Annotated in this window: 20 protein-coding genes; 4 read left to right on the top strand and 16 right to left on the bottom strand. The window is 61.0% G+C overall.

The window, feature by feature from the left end:
• Positions 1-26 precede the first annotated feature (26 nt).
• From ACWR1S_RS10500 to ACWR1S_RS10465, 8 genes are all read right to left on the bottom strand, one after another.
• A complete protein-coding gene (locus ACWR1S_RS10500) occupies positions 27-1,469 on the bottom strand; it encodes an efflux transporter outer membrane subunit (RefSeq protein WP_454563424.1) in 1,443 nt (480 codons plus the stop codon).
• On the bottom strand, positions 1,466-2,368 hold the full coding sequence (locus tag ACWR1S_RS10495) for an efflux RND transporter periplasmic adaptor subunit (protein WP_454563423.1): 903 nt from the start codon (positions 2,366-2,368) through the stop codon (positions 1,466-1,468). The genes ACWR1S_RS10500 and ACWR1S_RS10495 overlap by 4 nt, the downstream gene beginning before the upstream one ends.
• Positions 2,365-2,574, bottom strand: a complete 210-nt coding sequence (locus ACWR1S_RS10490) for a DUF1656 domain-containing protein (RefSeq protein WP_007917703.1) — start codon at positions 2,572-2,574, stop codon at positions 2,365-2,367. Before ACWR1S_RS10490 ends, ACWR1S_RS10495 begins: the two co-directional genes overlap by 4 nt.
• A complete protein-coding gene (locus tag ACWR1S_RS10485; RefSeq protein WP_454563422.1) occupies positions 2,571-4,634 on the bottom strand; it encodes an FUSC family protein in 2,064 nt (687 codons plus the stop codon). Before ACWR1S_RS10485 ends, ACWR1S_RS10490 begins: the two co-directional genes overlap by 4 nt.
• On the bottom strand, positions 4,631-5,059 hold the full coding sequence (locus ACWR1S_RS10480; protein ID WP_064117434.1) for a MarR family winged helix-turn-helix transcriptional regulator: 429 nt from the start codon (positions 5,057-5,059) through the stop codon (positions 4,631-4,633). The genes ACWR1S_RS10485 and ACWR1S_RS10480 overlap by 4 nt, the downstream gene beginning before the upstream one ends.
• A 117-nt stretch (positions 5,060-5,176) precedes the next feature.
• The gene (locus ACWR1S_RS10475) at positions 5,177-6,652 is read right to left on the bottom strand and encodes a Fic family protein (RefSeq protein WP_454563475.1); all 1,476 of its coding nucleotides are present in this window, start codon (positions 6,650-6,652) and stop codon (positions 5,177-5,179) included.
• Positions 6,653-6,753: 101 nt separating this feature from the next.
• Positions 6,754-6,999: a DUF2789 domain-containing protein gene (locus tag ACWR1S_RS10470; RefSeq protein ID WP_454563421.1), complete on the bottom strand. Its 246-nt coding sequence runs from the start codon at positions 6,997-6,999 to the stop codon at positions 6,754-6,756.
• A 114-nt stretch (positions 7,000-7,113) separates the two neighbouring features.
• Complete coding sequence (locus tag ACWR1S_RS10465; protein ID WP_454563420.1) at positions 7,114-7,575, bottom strand: aminoacyl-tRNA deacylase; 462 nt, start codon at positions 7,573-7,575, stop codon at positions 7,114-7,116.
• Positions 7,576-7,749: 174 nt separating this feature from the next.
• On the opposite strand from ACWR1S_RS10465, the gene ACWR1S_RS10460 reads away from it, so the two are divergent.
• Together ACWR1S_RS10460 and ACWR1S_RS10455 are read left to right on the top strand one after the other, a co-directional pair.
• Positions 7,750-8,280, top strand: coding sequence for an NfeD family protein (locus ACWR1S_RS10460; RefSeq protein WP_454563419.1), 531 nt, complete (start codon positions 7,750-7,752; stop codon positions 8,278-8,280).
• Between the two features lie 2 nt (positions 8,281-8,282).
• Positions 8,283-9,041 (top strand): slipin family protein, encoded by a 759-nt coding sequence (locus tag ACWR1S_RS10455; RefSeq protein WP_007917711.1) that lies wholly within the window; start codon positions 8,283-8,285, stop codon positions 9,039-9,041.
• On the opposite strand, the gene ACWR1S_RS10450 is transcribed toward ACWR1S_RS10455, so the two are convergent.
• The 7 genes from ACWR1S_RS10450 to ACWR1S_RS10420 all read right to left on the bottom strand — a co-directional run bounded on the left by ACWR1S_RS10450 (position 9,036) and on the right by ACWR1S_RS10420 (position 21,969).
• Entirely contained in the window at positions 9,036-9,998 is a 963-nt protein-coding gene (locus ACWR1S_RS10450; protein ID WP_454563418.1) for a sulfotransferase family protein, read from the bottom strand. The two genes, ACWR1S_RS10455 and ACWR1S_RS10450, sit on opposite strands and share 6 nt — an antisense overlap.
• Entirely contained in the window at positions 9,986-10,771 is a 786-nt protein-coding gene (locus ACWR1S_RS10445) for an aspartyl/asparaginyl beta-hydroxylase domain-containing protein (RefSeq protein ID WP_454563417.1), read from the bottom strand. The genes ACWR1S_RS10450 and ACWR1S_RS10445 overlap by 13 nt, the downstream gene beginning before the upstream one ends.
• A complete protein-coding gene (gene cysC, locus ACWR1S_RS10440) occupies positions 10,768-11,373 on the bottom strand; it encodes an adenylyl-sulfate kinase (RefSeq protein ID WP_454563416.1) in 606 nt (201 codons plus the stop codon). Before cysC ends, ACWR1S_RS10445 begins: the two co-directional genes overlap by 4 nt.
• Positions 11,357-12,874, bottom strand: coding sequence for a TolC family protein (locus ACWR1S_RS10435; RefSeq protein ID WP_454563415.1), 1,518 nt, complete (start codon positions 12,872-12,874; stop codon positions 11,357-11,359). Before ACWR1S_RS10435 ends, cysC begins: the two co-directional genes overlap by 17 nt.
• Before the next feature lie 45 nt (positions 12,875-12,919).
• A complete protein-coding gene (locus tag ACWR1S_RS10430) occupies positions 12,920-19,336 on the bottom strand; it encodes an Ig-like domain-containing protein (protein WP_454563414.1) in 6,417 nt (2,138 codons plus the stop codon).
• A 56-nt stretch (positions 19,337-19,392) separates the two neighbouring features.
• Positions 19,393-20,238 (bottom strand): sulfotransferase family protein, encoded by an 846-nt coding sequence (locus ACWR1S_RS10425; protein WP_454563413.1) that lies wholly within the window; start codon positions 20,236-20,238, stop codon positions 19,393-19,395.
• Between the two features lie 150 nt (positions 20,239-20,388).
• Positions 20,389-21,969 carry a glycosyltransferase family 39 protein gene (locus tag ACWR1S_RS10420; RefSeq protein WP_454563412.1) on the bottom strand — a complete coding sequence of 527 codons (1,581 nt, stop codon included), beginning with the start codon at positions 21,967-21,969 and terminating at the stop codon, positions 20,389-20,391.
• 238 nt (positions 21,970-22,207) lie between these two features.
• Between ACWR1S_RS10420 and ACWR1S_RS10415 the strand changes: the two genes are divergently transcribed.
• Positions 22,208-22,795 carry a phage tail protein gene (locus ACWR1S_RS10415; RefSeq protein ID WP_454563411.1) on the top strand — a complete coding sequence of 196 codons (588 nt, stop codon included), beginning with the start codon at positions 22,208-22,210 and terminating at the stop codon, positions 22,793-22,795.
• A gap of 54 nt (positions 22,796-22,849) precedes the next feature.
• Positions 22,850-23,161 (top strand): DUF6916 family protein, encoded by a 312-nt coding sequence (locus ACWR1S_RS10410; protein WP_064117422.1) that lies wholly within the window; start codon positions 22,850-22,852, stop codon positions 23,159-23,161.
• 42 nt (positions 23,162-23,203) lie between these two features.
• Here the strand turns inward: ACWR1S_RS10410 and ACWR1S_RS10405 are convergent, their stop codons facing one another.
• Positions 23,204-23,698 (bottom strand): GNAT family N-acetyltransferase, encoded by a 495-nt coding sequence (locus tag ACWR1S_RS10405; RefSeq protein ID WP_454563410.1) that lies wholly within the window; start codon positions 23,696-23,698, stop codon positions 23,204-23,206.

Raw genomic sequence — 23,698 nt, 5'->3', positions numbered from 1 at the left:
CAACACTTCAAAGCATAGCAACGGCCTCAGGGTTTGCCGGGGCTTGCAGCGTGCGTTCGTCCGCTTTCCCAACCGCCGCCCAGGGCGAGGAACAAATCGATCTGGCTCATGGCGACCTGGGTGTTGGCGGCGGCCAGTTGCGCGGTGACATCGGTGTAGGTGCGGGTCGCTTGCAGGTCGGCGAGGAACGACTCGCGACCGGCCTGAAAGAAGCGGTGCGTCTGGTCGGCGGCCAGTTTCGCTGACTGCTCGGCATCGGCCAGCGCATCGCGGCGTTGCAGCAAGGCGCTGTACTGAGCCAGACCGGTCTGGGTTTCGCGAATGGCGTTGAGCACCACGCCGTCGAAGTGCGCCAGTGCGCCTTGGGTCGCCGCTTCTGCCTCGCGGATTCGCGCACGAGCGCCGTTGGTCGGCACTTTCCAGCTCAGCGACGGGCCGAAACCCCAGCGGTTGGTCGACGGATCACCCAAGTCATCGATGAGACCAACAGTGCCGATGGTCGCGCCGATACTGATGTCCGGATACAACTCGCCAGTGGCGACGCCGATGCCGGCGGTCGAAGCGGCCAGACGACGTTCGGCCTGGCGAATGTCCGGGCGACGTTTGAGCAGCGCAGCGCCATCGCCTACCGGCACCAACTGGGCGATTTTCGGCAACTCGGCGCAGGTCGCGGTGCCGGCGGGCAACTGATCAACCGGTTTCGCCAGCAACATCGACAAACGGAACAGCCCGGCCTGACGCGCGGCCTCATAACGCGGCAAGTCGGCGCGCAGAGATTTGAACTGGGTTTGCGAACGGGTGACCTGGGTTTCGTCACCACGACCGGCGTCACGCAGCCGCTGGATCAGCGTGGTGCTTTGCGATTGCAGGTCGAGAGAGTGCTGGGCAATTTCGCGTTCTTCGTTGGCCGCGCAGACTTGGGTGTAAGCGCGAACCACGTCCGCCACCAAGGTGATGCGCGCGGTATCAGCCGCGGCCTGGGTCGCGTCGGCATTGGCCTTCGCGCCTTCGATGCCGCGTTGCAAAGTGCCCCACAGATCGAACTGATAAGAAGCGCTGATGCCGATGTCGCCGACGTTATCGACCGGGACTTTTTCCGGCAGCAAGAATGCCTGACCAGACTCTTGCAAACGCTGCGCGCCCATCTTCACACCTGCGCTCCAGCCGCCCGCGGCTTCGGCCTCATCGACCTGAGCGCGAGCCCGTTGCAGGTTCGCCGCCGCGACGCGCAAATCGGTGTTGGAGGCCATGGCCTGCTGCACCAGTTGATCAAGCCGCGCATCCTTATAAAGACGCCACCAATCCGCCGGCACCGGCGCCGAAACTACAGGTTTGCCGGCCACCGCCAGTTCGCCCTGAAAATCCTTGCGCTGAACCGCTGCCTCCTCAGGCACGTGATAATCCGGCCCGACCATCTGACAGGCCGACAGCATCACGCCCAACCCGGCGATCATCAGCGCCCTGCTCATTGCGCGGGCTCCTGGTTTTTATCGTCGACTTTCGAGCCTTCGATGATTGAAACGGTGGCAGTACGCCCGGCGATCATGCGGAAGTCTTCCGGCACATCGTCAAAGGCAATCCGCACCGGAATCCGCTGCGCCAGCCGCACCCAACTGAACGCCGGGTTGACGTTCGGCAGCAGGTTGCTGCCGCTGGTACGGTCGCGGTCTTCGATGCCGGCGACGATGCTTTCGACATGCCCGCGCAATTTCGCGCGGTCGCCGATCACACGGATATCCACCGACTGGCCGACATGAATGCCGTCGAGTTTGGTCTCTTCGAAATAGCCGTCGATGTGGAACGAATTGCTGTCGACCACCGACAACACCGGACGCCCGGCGGTGACGAATTCCTGCGGACGCGGCGCGCGGTCGTTGACGTAACCGTCGACTGGGCTGCGAATCACCGAACGGTCGAGGTTGAGCTGGGCGCTGTCCACGGTGACCATGGCTTCGGCCAGTGCCGATTGCGCGCGGGCAACCTTCGACTGGCTTTCTTCCAATTGCTCAGCCGGTACGAGGTTGCCGAGGCCACGGTTACGCTTGGCTTCGCGCTGGGCCTGAGCGAGGGTTTCTTCGCGGTCGGCAACAGCCGCTTTGGCCTGGCGCAGGGCCAGTTTGAAGCGATCCTGGTCGATGCTGAACAGCACCTGGCCACGCTTGATCAACTGGTTGTCTTTCACTTCCACCTGCTGGATCAGTCCGGACACGTCCGGGGCGATCTGGATGATGTCGGCACGAATGTGGCCGTCACGGGTCCACGGCGCAAACATGTAATACATCACCATGCGCCAGACGAGGACAACGGCAAAAGTCACGATCAGCAGGGTCAGTACCACGCGACCGATGGTCAAGAACGGTTTTTTCATGTCATCAGGTATCGACTGAGTGAGTCCACGCCGTACAGCAGTACCGCGTAGAGGGCCACGTTGAACAATGCCCGGTGCCAGACCAGACGGTAAAAGTGCACGCGCGTGAGCACGGCATGCACCAGCAAAAACAGCACATAAGTGATGCCCATCAACACCAGCAGGGTCGGCAGGAAAATGCCGCTGATGTCCAGATCACCGATCATAGGGGCGCTCCATCGGGCAGCGGTTCTTCGGGCTCGGCGCTGGAAACGAATTCAACGCCGGGCAACAACGCCAGACGCAAACCGCTCAAGGCGTGCAACAGGTTTAGCCGGGTTTCATCGTCGCCGTGGCCACTGAGCGCACGGCGGGTGCGATCCAGGGTCATCAGCAACGGAGCCGGGGCCGGCAAGCGTTCGCCAGCCTTGAGGCAGGCACGGAAATACTCGCCGACTTCACTGACCACTTGCTGCAACAACAGGTTCGGCGCACCGGTCACCCGTGGGGTGTAGGCGAGCAAATCGAGCAGGTTCAGGCCGACGCGCACTTCGCGCATGGCGATGCCGGTGTCCTGCCCGGTCAAGGCCAGACGTGGCAGGTGCTGCATCAGCCGATCGAGCAACTGCACACCCAATTTGCGGTGCTCGGCGAGGTTGGCCGGCTCGGTCATGTGGACGATGTCTTTCCAGCTGAAACGCGTCAGGCGCTTGGCCGCCAGCTCGGCGCCGAACGGGCGCGCCACCAGCGTCCAGATAAACGCGAACAACAGACCTATCGGCCCCGCCAGGTTGGAGTTCACGAAGGCGAAAAAGTCCGCGTCGTAAGCGCCCTGAATACTGATGAACGACGAGGTGTTGACCAGTGTCAGCAGCATGCCGAGGTAGAAACGCGGCTGCACGGTCAGGGTGCCGACGCAGATAAACGGGATGGAAAACGCCAACACCAGCATCGGAAAGTCATGCAGGTTGGGCAGAATCAAAAACAGGTAAAGGCTGGCGAACAGCACCGACATCCCGGTCCAGAAAAAGAACCGGTAAATCTGCGGCGCCGGATCGTCCATCGAGGCGAAAAAACTGCACGCCACCGCCGCCAGAATCACCGCGCTGCCGCCGTCCGGCCAACCGAGCAGAATCCACAACACCGAAGCAGTGATGATCGCCAGAATCGTCGAGGCCACCGAGTAGAGCATCAGCCCACGGTCGATAAACGGTGTCAGCCGACCCAGACGCCAGTGGCGATACACCGCGCGCCAGCTGTCCTGGCGCTCGCAAAGAATCGCGTCCTGCAGGCTGCGGCAGTCCTGCCACAAATCGATGAATTCGCCGAGGCGATAAATCGAGTTGGAGAACAGCAGTTGCCTGCGATCCTCAAGCGCCTCGACGCTCGGTTGCAAGGCTTCGAGCTGATCTTTCAGCGCTTGCCAGCGATCGAGATCGGCGTCCTGGTGAGCGAGCCACTCGCGGGTCGCGGCCAGCAGCGGTTCGAATTTTTCCACCAATTCCGGGGTACGCCGTTCGAGGGCGTAGAGCGAGTCTTCCAGCGCATCGATCACCGGTAATAGATGAATCATGCGCCCGCGCAACTCTTTGGTATTGCGCACGGTTTGCGGTCGCGAGCCTTCGTGAGGCAACTGGCCGATCATCAGCTCAAGGCTGTTGAAGTTGGCGACCATGGCCATGCGCAGAGCAGTGACTTCTTCTGGCTGCACATCGCGGCTGAGGAATTTCAGGCTGTAGGTCGTTGCGTCGGCGAACCACTTGCTCACAGCATCGTTGAACACCGGCGCCAGACGCCGTGGCCAGAACATCGCACCGACCACCGCAGCGACGGCGATGCCGAGAAAAATCTCTTCCGTGCGCGCTTCCGCCACGTCCCACACCGCCAGCGGGTTATCCACCACCGGCAAGGCAATCAGCGGCAAGGTGTAACCGGCGAGCATCAGCGCGTAGCTGTTGGCCGTGCGCAAATGCAGGGACATGAACAACAGAATCCCCGTCCACAGCGCGATGACCACCACCAGCACATACGGGCTCTGGACGAACATCGGCACGAAAAAAACCGCCGCCGCGGCACCGAGAAAAGTACCGATGGCACGGTACAACGCCTTGGAACTGGTCGGCCCGAGAAACGGGCTGGAGACGATATACACCGTGGCCATCGCCCAATACGGACGCGGCATTTGCATGAGCAAGGCGATGTACAGCGCGATCATCGACGCTGCAAAAGTCCGGATCCCGTAGAACCAGTCGCGGGCCGGCGGAATGCCGGAGAAAAAACCGTTCAAGAATTGACCACCACAGGCGGATTGGCCGCCTCAAAAGCTCTGAGTACCCGAAGCGTAGCTTCCAGATCGCTTTGATCGATGCCTTCAAGCACCTCATGACGCAAGCGCACCAGTTCGATCTCGACCGCCTGCACCAGTTCACGCCCGGTGTCGGTCAGGCTCAGGCACTTGGCGCGGCGATCCTGAGCATCTTCGGTGCGGCAGACATAACCGGAATGGCACAACTGATCGAGCAGACGCACCAGCGACGGACTCTCCATCCCGGCGGCCTGCGCCACTTGCACCTGGCGCACGCCCTCGCCCAAGCGACCGATCATCAACAGCGGCACGGCGCAGGCTTCGGAGATTCCGTAGTTGACCAGCGTGGTCTGGCAGATCTTCCGCCAATGCCTGGCGGCCACCACCATGGCACTGCTGATATTCATCTGGAGAGCGTCGAGATCGTTCGGCACGGGGGAATGCACACTGTTAGTTTGCTAACTATCAATATCGCATTGGAGGGGAATTTCAGTCAAGTTTTGAAACAAATTGCCTGTTCAGGGTTAGCCTACCGAATCGAAATCACCCGCTATCTGCTCAATGAAATCGAAAACCTCCTCCGGCACGCTGAACTGAAACTGCTTACGTCGATGCTTTGAAACTTTGTCACCGTTGTCCAGACACATCATTACCAGTTTCGAGAGGTCGCTCCCCCGTACGTCAAAACGCCCATTCACCTCTTTGATGACGTAGTCGTATTTTTCAAGAAACTCGGTCTCCTCGCGCAGCTCCACTTCCAATGCTCGCAAGGCCATCTGCAAGGTAAGTTCTGCACATTGAGTCCCGTTCCAGAATCGATAGATCGAGTCGTGCCCAATAAAATCGAAAGCCATCTGATCAGCGTCCAGCCAAGTGACATTCCAGAACTCTCTTGCTGGTTTCGAGAACTCCTTTAACGCTTCGAGATAGCCAGACTCTTCGTGTTTCATTGCTACGGAAACCGGTAACAACAAACCATTTTTTAGAGCGCCAGAGTGGCAAAGCGTCTGGTGAATCAGGAAACGTGAAAGTCGACCATTGCCATCCATGAACGGGTGAAGAAAGACAAACCCGAAAGCCACAACCGCTGCAGCTATCAACGGTTCAACCTGCTTGGCTGAGTGATTGGCAAAACTCATCAACTCGTCCATCAACTCCCTGCACAATTGCGGTGGAGGCGGGACATAGCTGACGCCAGCTGCGCCTCTCAAGCCGTTGTGTAAATGGTTCTGTTCATGACGGAAAAGCACAGCTTTATCGAAAGGATTGGAAACCGTACTGTTCTGCAACTCGACCAAATAGTCTTCGCTCAACTCTGTTCGCTCATGGGCTTGGCGGAGAAGCCGAACAAAACGGCGCGACTTTTCTTCGTTGGGCTCTTCTTTCTCAATGGCGAAAGAATCGCGGGTCTCATGCAGATAGGCCCAATTGATTGCCCGATCCATCATTTCCGGCGGCAACGTCGCCATAAAAGCCTGGGCTCGACCAAGGATGTCCAGATCAAGCAGCGCCTGCAGTTCCGTCGTACGCTCGACTGTGGTGCAGTAACGCATTGACCCCAACCCGTTAAAATCTACCCGCCAACGACTATTTCGAATTGCAGGCCCGGTGACATAACGCTTGGGATCAAACAAAGCGACAACGTTGCCCCGAACCGGTACGGAATATTCCAGCTGTTTGCCCGTGAAACTTTCCCAAAGAAAACAGGCCTTGCGGATAAATACCCCGTTAGGTGATCGGCTCAACTCACCTAGCAACTCGTCCGCTTCAACGGTTTCAAGCGCCTGAGCAAGAATGCACAGGTTTATTCCCTCATGCTTCAGAGCAAACAAGATGTGCTCAAGTGTCGAACCCTGTGCCGGCGCGACGCCGTTTGGAACCGCTAGACACTCACCGATCAAGGTAATCCGGGTAACCGGTTTGATCATCGCAATGCGCTTGGGGGCAAATGCATTAAGCTTCAGCGCATCACGCAGGTGGGCATATCCAACAGTTGGCATCGTCATCGTCCACACAAAAAATTCACTGCGACGATTAAAGCCCAGTTTTTTTTACATCGCGCATGTTTTTTTTACATTTCAGCCTTTTCCTACAATTTTTTTTACACACTTCTGCCCTTACGCAACAACACATCCAACTGATCCACTACCTCCGCCCAGTCGGCGTCATCCAGAATCTCGTCCCGTAAAAACTCCGCTTGGCTCTTCGACCAGAAAAACGCGTCAGCCAAATGCAATTCGGGTTTTAGCGGGGAATGGGTGGCGATGAATTTGTCGATGTTGACCGGATCGTCGGGAAGGCCGAGTTGTTTGAACAGGGATGGCAAACTGTGCGTTGGACTCTCCATTGATCAACTCCTTCAAAAATGGGCTGTGTGGAAGATTATTCGCGAGCAGGCTCGCTCCCACAGGGGAATGCGGTCTACCTGCTCGCGAAGGCGTCGGTGCCGGCACCACAAAACCTAATCACTCAACTCCCGCACCTCGGCATGCGGCACCATTTTCAGAAACTCCGGCATGCTCATGTGCAGCAGGTAATTGTGGTTGCCCGCCTCCAGATAAATATCCTTCTGCCGGGTCAGCAGCGGGTCGATGACCATGTCCAGCCCGTAGGAGTCGCCCAGCGGCGGCACCGCGCCGCGTTCGCAGTCGTCGAAGATGTGCGCCAGATTGCTTTCGCGGGTCAGTTGCCATTCGCCGCTGTTGCGCACTTTGCTCAAATCCAGGTGACGGCTGGCCGGTAGCACGGCCATCAGGTAATGGCCGTGGTGGTCGTCGAGGATGATCGATTTGGCCACACGCTCGGCGGGCACGCCGGCGACCCGTGCGGTTTCCAGGCTGCTGGACGAATGTCGGTGGGCGACGATGTCGTATTCGCAGTGCGCGCGGTTCAAGCTGCTCTGCACCTTTTTAGCCATACGCATGATGCACCTCGGTGTTGCGCTGAACGGTGGTTGCCGTGCTTTTGAGTCTAGTTCGGCGGGCCGTCGATGCAGGGAAATCCGCTCACTGGACACATCCTCACACTGATCAAAATTCAACCACTGCATCCCTCAACTAGACTGTAAGAACCAGACATGACGCTCGCGGAGGGTCACGTGAACAGTCGATGTTGTGCGTTTGCCTTGCTCCTGCTGTTCAGCGGCTCAGCCCTGGCTGCCGACACCCCGTTGCCGGCAATGAGCCCGGTGGGTTTATGGTTGATCACCTTGGGCATCGTCTTTCTGATCGCCGAAGCCGCGCTGCCCAATTACGGCGTTATCGGGTTGGGCGGGATCATCATGTTCGTCATCGGCGCGCTGATCCTCAGCAACGCCGAACTGCCGGTGCCGATGATGATCGGCCTCGGTCTGATCAGCGCCCTGCTGTTGATCGCGCTGCTGATCCGCGCCCTGAAAACCCGCCCGCGCCACGCCGTCAGCGGCGACGCCGGCCTGCTCGGCAGTGTCACCGCGATCACCACGGTGCAACCGGGCAATGCGTGTAACGGCTGGGTGCAACTGCAAGGTGAGCGCTGGCAAGTGCTCAGCGCGACACCGCTGCACACCGGGCAATCGGTGCGCGTGGTAGGGCGCAAGGGATTGATGCTGCAAGTGGCCGCGGCTGACGCGGCGCCGCTCGGAGAGTGATCATGGGTCTGCAAATCGGTTTTGTCGCGCTGCTGTTACTGGTCATTGCCCTCGCCGGCTCGACGTTTCGCATCCTGCGTGAATACGAGCGCGGCGTGGTGTTTCAGCTCGGCCGTTTTTGGCAGGTCAAAGGCCCCGGCCTGATCCTGCTGATCCCGGTGGTCCAGCAAATGGTTCGGGTCGACCTGCGCACGGTGGTGCTCGATGTTCCGCCGCAGGATGTGATCACCCGCGACAACGTGTCGGTGAAGGTCAACGCCGTGCTGTATTTCCGCGTCCTTGATCCACAGAAGGCGATTATTCAGGTCGAGGATTATCTTTCCGCCACCAGCCAACTGGCGCAAACCACCCTGCGTGCGGTGCTCGGCAAACATGAACTGGATGAGCTGCTGGCCGAACGCGAACAGTTGAATATCGACATCCAGCAGGTACTCGATGCACAGACCGATGCCTGGGGGATCAAAGTCGCCAACGTCGAGATCAAGCATGTCGACCTCAACGAGTCGATGGTGCGCGCCATTGCCAAACAGGCAGAAGCCGAGCGCGAGCGGCGGGCCAAAGTGATTCACGCCGAAGGCGAACTGCAGGCCTCGGAAAAACTCATGCAGGCGGCGGAAATGCTCGGACGTCAACCCGGGGCGATGCAGTTGCGCTATATGCAGACCTTGAGTTCGATTGCCGGCGACAAGAGTTCGACGATTGTCTTTCCGTTGCCGATTGAATTGCTCAAGGGCATGGCGGATTTGTCCGGCAAGTCATGAGGCAGACCCTGTGGCGCTCAGACGAAGTTTTTCCAACGCCTCGTAGGGCGCTCGGGTGTAATTCTGTACGTGCATTCGCAACAGTGCCGAAGCTTCGCGGCGTTTGTCTTCGCCGTCGGCAATGAACGCTTGCGAGGGCTGTTTCGCATGCTGCACGGTCGCTGCAAAGACCTGCTTGCACTGTTCATCGTTCAAGCGGAAAAACCGCGCCAACCGCCCCGCCATCGCCTTGGGCAACTCGCTGTAATTCACCGGTAAACCACCCGAGTCACGGCAATGCTTCACCCCCGCCGCCAACAATCGCCCCAAGCGCCGGGCGATAAAGTCTTCGCGCCCCTCGAACGGCAAACCGTCCTCCAGCACACACTCGCCCAGCATGCCCGGCACCATGTGCATCCCCGGCCGGCGCAGATGAGAAACGGCAATTTCCAAAGGATCGCGATAGAGAAACAACCACGGCGTATCCGCGAAACAATTCTGTAGTAGCGGCCATTCACCGATATTCCACGCATCGAGTTTGATCACCAGGCGCTTTTCCACACCGCGCCGGGGCTGGCCATAGGCCGAGAGCAATCCGATGATGGCGGCCCGGCGTTCGCCGGCGGGTAGATCACTGCGTAACAAGGCGTCCAGCGGCGGTGGCTCGGACACGACGATGTGATCGTCGAGTCGGGCGAGCATCTGACTGATCAGCGTCGAACCGCAGCGCGAGGCGTGCAGCACAAATGCACTCGGTACAAGCCCAGGGCTCTGCGCTTGCCATGCGCTCAGCGCTGTCAGCGGTGTCTGGCGCCGAAACGCCTGATTGAACGGCAGCCGTAATGCATCTTCGACCGCGTCGCGAAAAAACGGCTGATGCAGCGGCGTGTCATCGAACCAGCACCAGTCCACCTGCCACTGCCCGTCAACCGGCCAGACACGGATCGGCAACCAGCCGTCGAAATTCACCCGCTCCATTGTTCGTTCCATTGCCGACGGCCGTCGCGCATCGCTGCACGCAATTCCTCGTAAGAGAACGACAAACCATGCTCAGCGCCCAACGCCAGCGCTCGATTGATGAAAACGTCTGGATCATGCAGCGTACGCAAGGCCAGAGACAGCGAAGCATCTTCAGCCACCAGCCTCTGAAAGCGCTGCAACGGCGTATCCACCAAACCCGGTTCCGGCGTGCTGCCCACTCCCGCGCTGATCATCTGCTCAAGCCACGCATCGGGCCGGCAATCGAGCACCAGATGAACCCGCGCCGATGTATCGCGGTTATCCACACGATGTTGACGAGCGAGATCAAGAAACCAGCATTCGCCGGCCTGCATGGGCATGCGCTGCCCGTCGAGCCAGAAATCGACGTTCGGCGGACTGAGCAACGGAATGTGCAAACGCCGATCGGCCTGCGGGCCATCAAGGTCGTAATCGCGATGCGGGTGAATTCGTCCACCCGGCCCCAGGCGCAGCAATCGCGCGCTGACGATGTCCAGTGAAAGATTTTGCAGCCCTTGTTGCCAGCGCTCATCACTCAGCCAAGGGCCACGCTGCACCGGCTCACCGCGCCCGGGAGACAGCTCGGTCAGCGCATCGACCGCCGAAATGAGCGCCACACCGCTCCAGTCGCCGGAAAAATAATCTGCATTGAAATGGCTGCGCCAGGCGTTGTCGGCAATCGCTGCCAGTGCCTGCAGCAGCAAGGGCAAATCCACCGTTACCGGCAATCGCGAATACGCCGGGCAACTCATGTCTTGGGCAACACCGCACACTCGCCGAGCCAGGTCAGCAGACGATCGAGACAGGCGTCGACCGATTTCCCGCCGGTGTCGAGCACCAATGACGGCTGCGCCGGTGGCTCATAGGGCGCGCAAACGCCGGTAAAACCGGGCAGGTCGCCGCGTCGGGCGCGGGCGTAATGCCCTTTCGGATCACGCTGCTCGCACACCGCCAGTGACGCGCTGCACCAGACCTCGCGATAGTCGTCACCCAAGCGCTGCGCAAACACCTCACGCAGCTCGGCCAGCGGCGCAATCATCGCCAGAATCACGATCTGCCCGTTGTCCACCAGCAGCGCCGCGAGTTCGCTGGCGCGGCGAATGTTTTCCTGGCGATCGGCATCGCTGAAGCCCAAATCCTGGTTGAGCCCTGTCCGCAAACTGTCGCCATCGAGCACCACACTTTGCCGGCCACACCCGAACAGGGCGGCCTGCAGCGCTTGCGCCAATGTCGATTTGCCTGCCGCCGGTAAACCGGTCAGCAGAATCGCCGCACCCCGATGACCATTGCGGGCCTCGCGTTGCGTGCGGCTGATGCTGGCGCCGGGCGCCAGCACATCACTGCGCTGGGGCATGCGCCACCACCGGCACCGAAATATCCCCCGACGCCCACGCCGACTCGCGATTGGCCAGCGCGGTGGCGATCGACTGCACTTCGGTCGACTGCACCTGATCCGGCAACGGATCGAGGCCGGCACTGGCGAAGATCTGGCCGTAGGCATTGCGTAAATCGGCGTACGACAGATCGCGACGCAGGTCCGCTTGCAGGTTGTTCAGCTCGCCTTGAATCAGTTCCAGTTCACCAATCCCGGCCGCCTGATGACGATTGCGCAATTGACCGACGATTTGCCCGTCGATGTCCGACAACTGTTGGTTGGTCTTGAACTGGCGCATGGCTTCTTGATAGTTGGCATTCGCTACATACAACTGCGCGAGGACTGCGATCGACATCGCCTGACGTCGCGCAGTGGCGACTTCTTCGCCAGCCTTGGCGACGTTGATCGCTGCCGGGGCAGAGATCACATTGAACAGGTTCCAGGTGACCTTGACGCCGTAGTCGGCCCAGCCCTGTTCGACGAGGAAGGAGTTGCTGTCGTAATGACCGCCGGCAGAGAACTCAAGGCCCGGCAGCAAGCGCAACATGGCCTTGCGGGTTTCGGCGGCGCTGATGCGCGTCTGGTAATCCTGCTCACGCAATTCCGGGCGACTGGTCAGGGCTTCCTGTTCGAGTTTGGCCAGATCGACCTTGAGCTCAGGAATCTGATAACCGTCATCGGTCGCCAAGGTTAAAGGGGTGCCCAGCGGCAAGTTGATCAGCGTCGCCAGTTCGGTCTTCGCCAGCGACAAGGCACGGCGTTGTTCTTCCAGTTGCCGGGTCGCCTCGATCAGCGAACGCTGGTAACCGAGCGACTGCACCGGGTCGCCAATGCGTTGGTCGCTCAGGGTCTGGCTGTTGTCGCGGGCGGTCTGTACCCGCGCCATCAGGCTGTCGATCTGCTTGAGCAGACGTTCGGCGGCCATCGCCCGCCAATAGGCCGAGCGCACGTCCTGAACGATGGTGTTGATCACCTTGCGGCGCCGTTCCTGAACGATCAGACGCTGGTCGCCCTGCTGCTTGGCGCTGATGTAGCTGACGCCGAAGTCGAGGACGTTCCAGACCATGGTCAGGTCGGCGACGTCGCGGTCGCGATCCTGCGAGGTCGACGGTTCCAGCGACTGGGTGCCGGTGCGTACACTCTGGCTACTGGAGGCGTTGACGTTGTTGCGCCCGACGTAACCGGCGTCCAGCGCCATGCGCGGCAGCATGTCGAAACTGGCGAGGTCGAGCTGCCGCTTGGCCAGCGCTTCCTCCATGATCTTCAAGCGTCCTTCGAGGTTGTATTTCACGGCGCGGGCCATGGCCTGGTGCAGGGTCAACGGACCGCGCAGCGGTTCCTGATCCTTGTACATGCCTTGCAGATCGCTTTTGGCACGCTGTTCACTGACGCTGCGCTCAATCGGTTCACTGGTCACTGCACATCCGCTGATCGCCAGCGCCAGCAGGCTGGCGCCGAACAACTTCTGACTTCTCTTCATCCCTGGATCGCCCCTAGGTCCCGCACAGTGTTGAGTTATGGTTTTTCAGGCCGATATTTCGCTGATGCCGACCTGTTGCAGTGCTGCCGCCAGGTTGTCGACCCGGTGCTGTTCGTTGTCTTTGAGTTGTTGCAGTTGCTGGCCCAGCGTCGGCGCGCCAAATACGCCACGCAGGCCTTGAGAAACGTCGCCAGCCTTGAGTGAGTGACTGCCAAACGCGTTCAGCGAATCGCGCTCGGCGCCGCTGTTCTGGTTGAACAGGCTCGACAGCGTGCTCGTACCGAATACGCCGCCATCACCACCGCCGAAGCCGAGGAAGCCGTGGCCGGAGCCATCACCGCCGCTGTCGCTGCTGCTGAACACCTGCGCGATGAAGCTCGGGCTGAGGGCACCGTGGTTCATGAAGATATCGCCCAACGGACGGATGCCATTGCCGATCACCCGTTGCTCGAACAGGGGTGCAAAGGTCAGCGGTGAACCGAGATCGCCGGTGGGCGCTGTGAAAATGATCGGTTGCAGCGGGACGTTCGGCGGCGGTGGCGGCACCACCGGATCGCTGCTGCGAATCAGTGGATCGGGAATCACCACACTGGTTGGCGCAGTGGGCGGCGTTGGTGGAACGACTGGCGGCACAGTGTTGATCGCGTAGTTGTTCGAGTTGTTGATTCCGCTGCCAGTGTTGCCGGACAGATCACTGACCCCGGCGCTGTTGACGCTGATGGCATTGCTGGCGCTGTTGACGTTGGCATTCGGCGTCAGGGTCGCGGTCCAGGTTTTGCCGCCGTCGCTGCTGCTCAGGTTGGACAGGCTGCCGTTGCCGACATTGATGTCCGCCAGATCAAAACCACTGACCGCCTCATTGAAGGTGATGGTCACCTGCGAGGTCTGGCCGATGCCCAGATTCGGGTTGCCGATGACCACCGTGGCCGTCGGGCGCTCACTGTCCAGCGCATAGTTGTTCGACACCGCCACTGTGCTGCCGACGTTGCCGGCCAGGTCGGTGACGTTGCTGGTGTCCAGCGCAATGAAGTTGCTTGGGTCGGTAACATTGACGGTCGGCGTGAACGTCGCGGTCCAGGTCTTGCCGCCATCGCCGCTGCTCAGGTTGCTGAGATCACCGTTGGTCACGCTCAGATCGGACAAGTCGAAATTGCTCACCGCCTCGCTGAAAGTGAAGGTCACCGTGGTGGTCTGGCCGATACCCAGGTGCGGATTGGCGACCACGATATCCACCGTGGGCCGGATCGCGTCGAGTGCATAGTTGTTGGAGATGGCGATGCTGGCGCCAAGGTTGCCGGCCAGATCCTGCACGCCGGCGGTGTCGACGATAATCAGGTTGGTCGCATCGTTGACGTTGGCGGTTGGCGTCAGGGTGGCGGTCCAGGTGATGCCGCCATCGCTGCTGGTCAGATTCGCCAGTGTGCCGTTGGCGACGCTGATGTCCGACAGGTCAAAACCGCTGACCGCTTCACTGAAAGTGATGGTCACCGTGGTGGTTTCACCAATGCCCAGACGATTGTCGGCGACCACAATGGTCGCGGTCGGCAACGCTGTGTCGATAGCGAAATTGTTCGAGTCGGTGGTGCCGACGCCGCTGTTGCCGGAGGCGTTGGTCACGCCGCTGTTGTCGAGGGTGATCAGGTTGCTGGTGTCGGTGATGTTGGCCGTCGGCGTAAACGTCGCGGTCCAGGTGATGCCGCCGTCGCTGGAGGCCACATTGCTCAGGGTGCCGTTGGCGATGGTCAGGTCAGCGTTGCTGAAACCGCTGACCGCTTCACTGAAGGTGATGGTCACCGTCGAATTTTCACCGGCCTTGAGCGAGGTGTCCGCAACGACGATGGTCGCCGTCGGCACTTCGGTCTGCACCGCGTAGTTGGCCGAGTTGGTGATGCCGATGCCGGCATTGCCCGCCAGATCGCTGATGCCCGCGTTGTTCAGCACGATCAGGTTAGTGGCATCGCTGAGGCCAATGGTCGGGGTAAACGTGGCGGTCCAGGTGATGCCGCCGTCGCTCGACGAGACGTTGCTCAGCGTGCCGTTGGCAACGCTCAGGTCGGAATTGTCGAAGCCCGTGACCGCCTCGCTGAAAGTGATCGTGACGAGCGCAGTTTCGCCGGGACGCAGATCGGTGTCACTGATAACGATCGTGGCGGTCGGACGCTGGCTATCGATGACATAGTTGGCCGAATCGGTGGTGCCGCTGCCGGTATTGCCCGCTATGTCAGTGATGCCGGTGTTGTCCAGAGTGATGATATTGCTGGTGTCGGTGATGCCCGCCGACGGCGTAAACGTCGCCGTGTAGGTGATGTTGTCCGAGGTGCTCAGCCCGGAGAGCGTGCCGTTGGCCACGGTCAGATCAGCCAGAGTCAAACCGCTCACCGCCTCGCTGAAGGTGATGGTCACGGTGGTGGTCTGACCGACGCCCAACGCCGAATCGGCGAGTGCAATGGTGGCGGTCGGGCGCTGAGTGTCGATGGCGTAGTTGTTCGAGTTGGTGGTGCCATTGCCGGCGTTGCCGGAAGCGTTTTGCACACCACTGTTGTCGAGGATGATCAGGTTGGTAGCGTCGGTGATGTTGCTGGTCGGGGTGAAGGTCGCCGTCCAGGTAATGCCGCCGTCGCTGCTGCTCACTGCGCTGAGCGTGCCGTTGGCAATCGTCAGGTCGGCGTTGTTGAAACCGCTCACGGCTTCGCTGAAGGTGATGGTCACCAGCGACGTTTCGCCGAGGGTCAGGCTGTTGTCCGCGACGACGATGGTGGCGGTTGGCGCCACCGTGTTGATGGTGAAGTTGCCGGAGTTGGTCGTGCCCGTGCCGGCGTTCCCGGCCAGGTCAGCGATCCCGGCGTTGGCCAGGGTGATGACGTTGGTGCTGTCGTTGATCGCCACGTTCGGCGTGAACGTCGCCGTCCAGGTGATGCCGCCGTCCGCACTACTGACCGCCGTGAGCGTACCGTTGGGGACGGTCAGGTCGGCGTTGGTGAAACCGCTGACCGCTTCGCTGAAGGTAATGGTCACCAGCGAGGTTTCGCCGGCGCTCAGGGCAGGATCGGCCATGACGATGGTTGCGGTTGGCCGCTGGGTATCAATGCTGTAGTTGTTCGAGTCGGTGGTGCCGCTGCCAGCGTTGCCGGCCAGGTCGGCGACGCCGGTGTTGTCCAGTGTCACCAGATTGGTGGCATCGGTGATGTTCGCGCTTGGCGTAAACGTCGCCGTCCAGGTAATCCCGCCGTCCGCACTGCTGACCGCCGTCAGGGTGCCGTTGGCGATGGTCAGGTCGGCGTTGGTGAAACCGCTCACCGCTTCACTGAAGGTGATGGTCACCAGCGAGGTGTCGCCGATCTTCAAGGTGTTTTGCGCGAACACCACGGTGGCGGTCGGCCGCACGGTGTCGACCGCGTAATTGTTGGAATCGGTGGTGCCGACGCCGGTATTGCCCGCCAGATCGGCGACCCCGCTGTTATTCAGCGTGATCAGGTTGGTGGCGTCGGTGATGCTGCTGGTCGGCGTGAAAGTGGCCGTCCAGGTGATGCCGCCATCAGCGCTGCTGACTGCGCTCAACGTACCGTTGGCAATGCTCAGATCGGCGTTGGTGAAGCCGCTGACCGCTTCGCTGAAGGTGATGGTCACCAGCGAGGTTTCGCCGATTTTCAGCGCAGTGTCGGCGACCACAATGGTTGCCGTCGGCCGTAGCGTATCGATCGCATAGTTGTTGGAATCGGTGGTGCCGGTACCGGTGTTGCCGGCCAGATCCGCGACGCCGGTGTTGTTCAGGGTGATCAGGTTGGTCGCGTCGGTGACGCTCGTGGTTGGCGTCAGCGTGGCGGTCCAGGTGATGCCGCCGTCGCTGCTGCTCAGTCCGGTCAAGGTGCCGTTGGCCACCGTCAGGTCGGCGGCGGTGAAGCCGCTCACCGCTTCGCTGAAGGTGATGGTCACTACAGAGGTTTCGCCTGCCGCGAGATTGGTGTCGGCAACGACAATGGTCGCTGTCGGTCGCACGGTGTCGATGGCGTAATTGGCTGAATCGGTGGTGCCGCTGCCGGCGTTGCCGGCCAGATCCGCGACACCGCTGTTGTTCAGGGTGATCAGGTTGGTCGCGTCATTGATGCTGCTGCTCGGCGTGAAGGTCGCCGTCCAGGTAATGCCGCCGTCGGCACTGGAGACATTGGTCAGCGTACCGTTGGCAATCGTCAGGTCGGCGTTGGTGAACCCGCTCACCGCTTCGCTGAAAGTGATGGTCACCTGTGAGGTGTCACCGATTTTCAGCGCGGTGTCGGCCATGGCGATGGTCGCAGTCGGGCGCTGGGTATCGATCGCGTAATTGTTCGAGTTGGTGGTGCCGACGCCTGCCACGCTGTCGGAGACTGCCGTCACCCCGGTGTTATCGAGGGTGATGAGGTTGGTGGTGTCGGTGATGTTGTTGGTCGGCGTAAACGTCGCCGTCCAGGTGATACCGCCGTCGGCGCTGGATACAGCGGTCAACGTGCCGTTGGCAATGGTCAGGTCGGCATTGGTAAAACCGTTGACGGCGCGGCTGAAGGTGATGGTCACCAGGGACGTTTCACCGATGCTCAAGGACGGATCGGCGACCACGACAGTGGCGGTCGGCGGTTCCACGTAAGCGGTGTTGAGCGTACCGCCGTTGTTGTAGATCCCCACCAATGCGCTCGGCGTCGTGCCGGTCGAACCACCGTTGGAAAGTCCACCGCCACCGCTGGCGGCGCCGTTGCCGCTGATCGCGGCAAAGTTGCTTGCGGTGATCAGCACCACGCCGCCGTTGTTCCAGATAGCCCCGACGCCGCGACCGCCGGCACCGCCATCGGCACCGTTGCTGCCGACCCCACCGCCACCACCACCGCCGCCGCCGGCAGCAATGTTGTTGCTGATGACCGAGGTGCCGATGACTTTCAGGGTGCCGCTCGCAGCGTTGTAGATACCGCCGGCCGCATTGCCGCCGACACCGCCGACTTTGTCCCAGCCGGAACCACCACCGCCGCCGCCAATCGACAGGCTGCCATTGCTGGCCGAACCACCATTGCCGCCATGACTGTAACCGGCACCGGCGCTGCCGCCATTGCCGCCCACGCCACCGGTGCTGGTGCCGCCTCGGCCGCCCATGTCGGTCGGGCTATAACCACCGCCATAACCGCCGGCATTGGCACTGCCTGCGCCGCCGGCATAGGTGCCGGTGGCCGGGCCGGAAGAACCACCATGGCCACCGGTCTGGCCGCCGATACCCGCACCGCCGCCACCGCCACCGCCGACATAACCGCCGGTCACCCCCCCGCCGCCGCCACCGCCGGAAGCGGCGTTCGCGGTCACGGTGACGTTGTTCAGGGTAAGAATGCCGGCGTTGAAAATGCCGCCGCCCATGGCGCCTGCCGCCGCTGAGCCGCCATTACCACCATTGCCGGCGACCAGACCTTTGGTGATCACCAGGCCGTCGAGAGTCACGGTGCTGCCGGAGGTGACTTCCACCACGCGGGTTTTGTACTGACCATCGAGGGTCACGTCGGCCACGCCGTCGTTGTTCAGGTCGCCATCGACGGTGATGTTCTTGTTGATCAGCAGCTCGGAAGTAAGCTGCACGGTCATGCCGGAACTGAACGTGACAATGTCGCCGTTCTGCGCCGAAGCCAGCGCCGCGCGCAGGGAGCCGACACCCGAGTTGAGGTTGTTGGTCGCCGTCCAGGTGGCCAGGCCCCACTGGTACTCGCTCATGGCTTTGCTCGACAGCACGTTGGCGCTTTCGATGGTGCCGGTGGCGATCTCCAGATCCCAGTCGCCGCCGACACCGGTGCGATTGTTCGAAGCGGCCACATCACGTCCGGTCAACTGCGCCAGCGAGTCGACGAAACTCAAGCCACGATCACCTTCGGCGGTGTAGCAGCCGTAAATCAGAATGTCGCCACCAGCATTCATGTCCTTGCCGATTTCCGCGAGGACCGCGCTGCGCTGGGCGACGTTGTCCGCCGACAGATAACTATTGCCCAGCCACAAATCACCGGCATTGCCGTGGGCAATGATCTGCACCGAGCTGACGCCGTGATGTTGATCGAGAAAATCGGCGATCTGCTGCAAACCGTCCTTGGTCGCGTCGAGTTTTACTACCTGCGTGCCGGGAGCAATCCCTTGCAGCAGGCTGTCGGCGTCCTTCACCCGCGAATCGACGAACACCACACTCTGACCGGGCACCGCGACCGGGCTGGCCGCCGGTGTGGCATCAGCCTGGCCGTGGGTGTCTTTGCTCGCTACGGGATGGTCAGCCACCGGCGCCTTGGCCGCCTCGGCCGCGGTGGGCGCATGGCTGTCGGCCTGCGCAGCGGTATCGGCCACGGTGGCGGCCACCGCGCCGTCGAACAGCATGCGCGGCTCCAGCGACATGATCATCGGCGAGGCCAGCGAACGCTGACCTGCGGTTGCCCGAGACCTGACTTTTGCACCGCCAAAAATGCTCCACCACATGTTGCTCACCCGAACTCGAACGAAGGTACGTAAGGCATCAATGAAAAACGCCGCGATCAACTGATCGCGGCGTCGGACTTCATACGAATGACATTGGCGGCGCTGGCTGAGCCATCGAGCCAAAAGGACAAATCAGCGTATTGCTTGAACAGGTCGGGCGGCAGAATGGTGCGCCGTGACTGCAAGGCCACTTTCGGTTTGACCTTGTGCAGGCCAGCCAGGCCAAGGCCCTGGTCGAACTCCGGCGCGTCATAGGCCAGATGTTCGAAATCGTGCTCAAACCAGGGCTCGCCAATGAACTCGTAAACCAGCCGCAACACGCGCTCCGGCGCTTGGGTCAGCAGGTCGTAATCGATGATCAGCAATGAGTCGGCATGCTCGCCGTAATAGGCTTCCTTGAGCGCGGCCCAGGCAAAACCCACCAGGCGATTGCGCTGCGCCAGGGTTTCGCAACGGCTGTACACCGTGTTGCGCTCGACGGCATCGCCAAACAGCTTGGTGTTTTCAAAGGGATTGGCGCGGTACAGCCGTTCGAGACTGTCCATCACCCAGGCGACGTTGCGCACGCAGGCGATGACTTTGGCGTGAGGAAACAGGTCGTTGAGTGCCGGCAGACGCGAGCTCCACTGCCGGTTGGTGTCGAACACCACCGGTTTGTCGGCCTTGTCGGCATAGAAGGAATCGAACAGACCGCGCAACAGGCGACGGCGCATGTCGGTGTCGATCACCGCACCGTACTCGCTGCCGGCGCTGCATTGCTCGAGGACACTGGCGAACAGCGATCCGACCGGGCTGGTCATGCCGGCGTGAAAGCGCGGGTTCTGCAGAAGAATCGCAGAAAGCAGGGTGGAGCCTGAGCGCGGCAAGCCGGAGATAAAGTGGAACTGCTGCAATCCCTTCACCCTGATCTAAAGTCCCTTTGTCCGACAAAGCGTAGTCCAACAACCACCCTGCGACTAGTAGTGTTTTGATATCAAATCAGAGCAAAAAGAACTATCCAGTTAATTTTTTATCGCGAATTTAAAGGTGAAACGTTTTAGTCCGCCCCGCACCTATTTGGCTGCGGATTGCGGCGTGATCAACCGCGCTTGCGCCCCGCCCGCATGGACTTGCGCGCTGATCTGCCAAGTGGCGGGCAGCGCTGCAAACTCTGTCGGGTCATCCTGGGTGCCGACCAGCCATATCCGCGCGTTGCCAGAAATCTCGGCAAGGCTGTCGAGGTAGACATCGTCGCTGACCAGCGTACCGAAACCATATTGATTCGGCCGCGTCGAGCGGCCATCTGCAGCCGGCGGCGTGTACAGCCGCACCTGTGCGTCGGTGCGATCGTAGTAGACGTAACTCAAGTACCAGAGCATGTCGCTGGTGATGATGCGATCACCGGGCTGGAAATGCTGATTGACGTAGTTCACCACGCGATCGAACTGATCACTGCTGTCGACCGCCGCGTTGTTATTCAGACCAACCATTTCCACCCCGAGCAACGCCACCAGCAGCGCTAACGCGAGGACCCGCACGCGGCTGTACAAACGGTCGATGGCCAGCGCCGCCAGCAGCGGCAACCCCAAGGCGTAGGCGGTCAGATAGCGCTCGATGAATACCGGCGTGATGAACGACACCGCAAACACCAGCAACAGCGGTAAGCCGGTGTACAACGCCAGCAGGACACTGCCGCGCGACACACTGCGATCACGCAGCAGCGCCACCGCCGCCAGCAGCAGCAACGCCAGCGGCAATGCGCCGAACACCAGCAACGGCAAGTGTTCGCCGTCATCCTGGATCAACCATGTCCAGATCATCGACGGCAACGACGCCAGCGTCACCGGGTCCTCCCAGCCGACATCACCACCGACCTTGAGCTGCTCCATGTGCTGCGTCAGATCAAGCAAGTTGGGTAGCCACGGCAAGTACACCGCCGCGATGGCCAGATTCGCCAGCCACCAGCCCGGGCGCTGGATATGTCGCAAGCGATAGCCGCGCTGAAACCGAATCACCGTCAGATAAATCCAGTGACACAGCGCCGCCAGCACCGCGAAGTAATGGGTGTAGAGCGCCGCCGTCATCAACAGCGCATAAATCACCAGATAGCGATGACGCTGCGGCCGGCGGATCCAGTAGACCAGCGCCAGCGTCGCGGCGATCAACAACAGGCCGAGCAGCGAATACATGCGCACTTCCTGGCTGTAGCGCACCGCCGTCGGCAACAGCGCCACCAGCAGCCCGGCGAGGATCGCCGCGCGGCGCGTGGCCAAGCGATCCACCAGCCAGATGCCCATGCCGACCGCGGCGATTCCGGCCAGAGCGCTGAGGCTGCGGATGGCAAAAATGCCGTCGCCGAACAGTTCAATCCAGCCATGCAGCAGCATGAAGTACAGCGGCGGGTGCACATCGAATGCGGCGTGGCGCCAGATATCGGCCAACGAATAGCGCGCCAGCAGCAGGCTGGAACCTTCATCACCCCAGATCGCCGCAGCGGTCAGATCGTAAAAACGCACAGCGGCGGCCAAGAGCAGGATCGGCAGCAGCCAGTGTTCCCTGGCCCAGCGGATCACGCGCAAGCGGGCAAACCACGACCCCGGTGTCGCATGCGGATCCTGTGTGTCGCCCACCGGTGTCACTCTGTTGACCGCCATTGCTTCCTCTTGCCGTGCCACGACACCACGCCTGTATGAGCCAGAACCTGCCAGTCACTCTAGGTCAGGCGCAGGAGCACCGTCGATGCCGATTTGCGACTTCACGACACCCGGCAACCTTGCCAATCCGCGTCTACGCTCTGGCGTGGCGTGACCTGGCCACGGAGTGCCAAGGCAATAGCATCAGCCTGATCCCACTAGCGGCCCGCCGACAACCAATCAGAAGGATAAGGACTTTATGGACGTTTACATGGGCACTGTTCTGACGTTTGCCTTCAACTACGCGCCCAGCGGCTGGGCCTTGTGCAACGGTCAGATCATCGGAATCAACCAGAACCAGGCGCTGTTTGCATTGCTCGGCACCACCTACGGCGGCAACGGCACCGTCAATTTCGGCCTGCCCAACCTGCAGAGCCGCATGCCGATCTGCCAAGGCAATGGCGGGGGCCTGACGCCGAGAGTCATGGGAGAAATCTCCGGCGCCGAACAAGTCACCGCCACCCTCAACAACCTGCCGAACCACACCCACACCCTCGCCGGCCTCACCGCCACCACCACCGTGCAACTGGCCAACCCGGCAAGCAACCCGTTGGGCGCTCCGACGGCGACCAATGCCTACATTGGTGCTTCGGGGACCGGACCAGGTCTGGCGAATATCTTTTCCGATGCTCAGGGCGCGTCACCCGTTCCGCTCAAAGGCGCGGCCACCACCATCAGCGGCACGATCTCGCCAACTGGCAACGGCTTGCCGCTGCCCATCATGAACCCGTATCTGGTGCTCAACTTCAGCATCGCGCTGAACGGCATTTTCCCTTCGCGTAACTGATCGACCACCGGGGGATCACCCTCCCCCGGCTCCCCACTTTGCCGGAGCGAGACCATGCTGCAATCGGTTAAAAGCCAACATTTCCAGGCCCTTCTCGGGCGGATCGGCACCCTGTATCTGCCCGATGGCAGCGCATTGCAAATCCATATCGGCGAACTCGCAGAGAAACCGCTGGCGCAAATGCGTTACAGCGAGCGCATGCCATTCAGCGTCGAACTGAGCAGCCTGGAAGCGACTGAATTCGTCGATGGTTTATGTGCACTGGAGTTGCCTGAACTGGGGCGAGTGGACGGCATCTTCGTGTCGCGCGTACCACCGATGGGGCGGCCGCCAGAGCTGGCTTACTTCCACATCACCTTCAACTGACCCGAACCGAAGGAGCAGCCTTCGGCGGCTCCTGCACGGAGATTAATGGGGATACCAGACCAGTCGCTCTGCCGCCGGGTTGCGTTCTTCTACGGCGAAACCCAGCGCGAGGTAATGCCGTCGCGCATGGGGATTGCTGGTCCAGACCACCGTCGCCACCGGGCAGCGAATCTGCTGCGCGGCTTTCTGCACGCCTTGCAGCACCGCCCGCCCAAAGCCCTGGCCACGCGCCTGCGGAATAAACGCCAGGTACAACACGCGAATCTCGTTGGCGCCGAAATCAGTACTCAACGCGCCAATCGCCGTGCCGAGTTTTTCCACCACGTAGTGCATGGCGTTGGGGTAGTTGTCGCCCATGCCCTGCTCCTGCACCTGAAACTGCTGCGCGACCACTTGCTGCACCCACTCCTGTTCACCGTCGATCCATTGCAGGTCCGGCCGCGCCGTCTGATACAGGCTTTGCAAAAACGGCGCGTCGGTTGCCCGCGAAGGCCGCACCACCAATCCATCTGCCGCCACTGCTGCGTTGTCCGCCAT

This window comes from Pseudomonas sp. AIG, from assembly GCF_977020205.1.
This window is presented reverse-complemented; position numbering and strand designations above follow the sequence as displayed.

What these genes read in the sequence shown, in the direction of transcription:
- ACWR1S_RS10465 (WP_454563420.1), bottom strand. Translation starts at nt 7,575, where the DNA reads ATGCGTATGGCTAAAAAGGTGCAGAGCAGCTTGAACCGCGCGCACTGC.
- ACWR1S_RS10480 (WP_064117434.1), bottom strand. Translation starts at nt 5,059, where the DNA reads ATGAATATCAGCAGTGCCATGGTGGTGGCCGCCAGGCATTGGCGGAAG.
- ACWR1S_RS10495 (WP_454563423.1), bottom strand. Translation starts at nt 2,368, where the DNA reads ATGAAAAAACCGTTCTTGACCATCGGTCGCGTGGTACTGACCCTGCTG.
- ACWR1S_RS10490 (WP_007917703.1), bottom strand. Translation starts at nt 2,574, where the DNA reads ATGATCGGTGATCTGGACATCAGCGGCATTTTCCTGCCGACCCTGCTG.
- ACWR1S_RS10475 (WP_454563475.1), bottom strand. Translation starts at nt 6,652, where the DNA reads ATGCCAACTGTTGGATATGCCCACCTGCGTGATGCGCTGAAGCTTAAT.
- ACWR1S_RS10455 (WP_007917711.1), top strand. Translation starts at nt 8,283, where the DNA reads ATGGGTCTGCAAATCGGTTTTGTCGCGCTGCTGTTACTGGTCATTGCC.
- ACWR1S_RS10435 (WP_454563415.1), bottom strand. Translation starts at nt 12,874, where the DNA reads ATGAAGAGAAGTCAGAAGTTGTTCGGCGCCAGCCTGCTGGCGCTGGCG.
- ACWR1S_RS10500 (WP_454563424.1), bottom strand. Translation starts at nt 1,469, where the DNA reads ATGAGCAGGGCGCTGATGATCGCCGGGTTGGGCGTGATGCTGTCGGCC.
- ACWR1S_RS10405 (WP_454563410.1), bottom strand. Translation starts at nt 23,698, where the DNA reads ATGGCGGACAACGCAGCAGTGGCGGCAGATGGATTGGTGGTGCGGCCT.
- ACWR1S_RS10445 (WP_454563417.1), bottom strand. Translation starts at nt 10,771, where the DNA reads ATGAGTTGCCCGGCGTATTCGCGATTGCCGGTAACGGTGGATTTGCCC.
- ACWR1S_RS10430 (WP_454563414.1), bottom strand. Translation starts at nt 19,336, where the DNA reads ATGTGGTGGAGCATTTTTGGCGGTGCAAAAGTCAGGTCTCGGGCAACC.
- ACWR1S_RS10420 (WP_454563412.1), bottom strand. Translation starts at nt 21,969, where the DNA reads ATGGCGGTCAACAGAGTGACACCGGTGGGCGACACACAGGATCCGCAT.
- ACWR1S_RS10470 (WP_454563421.1), bottom strand. Translation starts at nt 6,999, where the DNA reads ATGGAGAGTCCAACGCACAGTTTGCCATCCCTGTTCAAACAACTCGGC.
- cysC (WP_454563416.1), bottom strand. Translation starts at nt 11,373, where the DNA reads ATGCCCCAGCGCAGTGATGTGCTGGCGCCCGGCGCCAGCATCAGCCGC.
- ACWR1S_RS10450 (WP_454563418.1), bottom strand. Translation starts at nt 9,998, where the DNA reads ATGGAGCGGGTGAATTTCGACGGCTGGTTGCCGATCCGTGTCTGGCCG.
- ACWR1S_RS10410 (WP_064117422.1), top strand. Translation starts at nt 22,850, where the DNA reads ATGCTGCAATCGGTTAAAAGCCAACATTTCCAGGCCCTTCTCGGGCGG.
- ACWR1S_RS10415 (WP_454563411.1), top strand. Translation starts at nt 22,208, where the DNA reads ATGGACGTTTACATGGGCACTGTTCTGACGTTTGCCTTCAACTACGCG.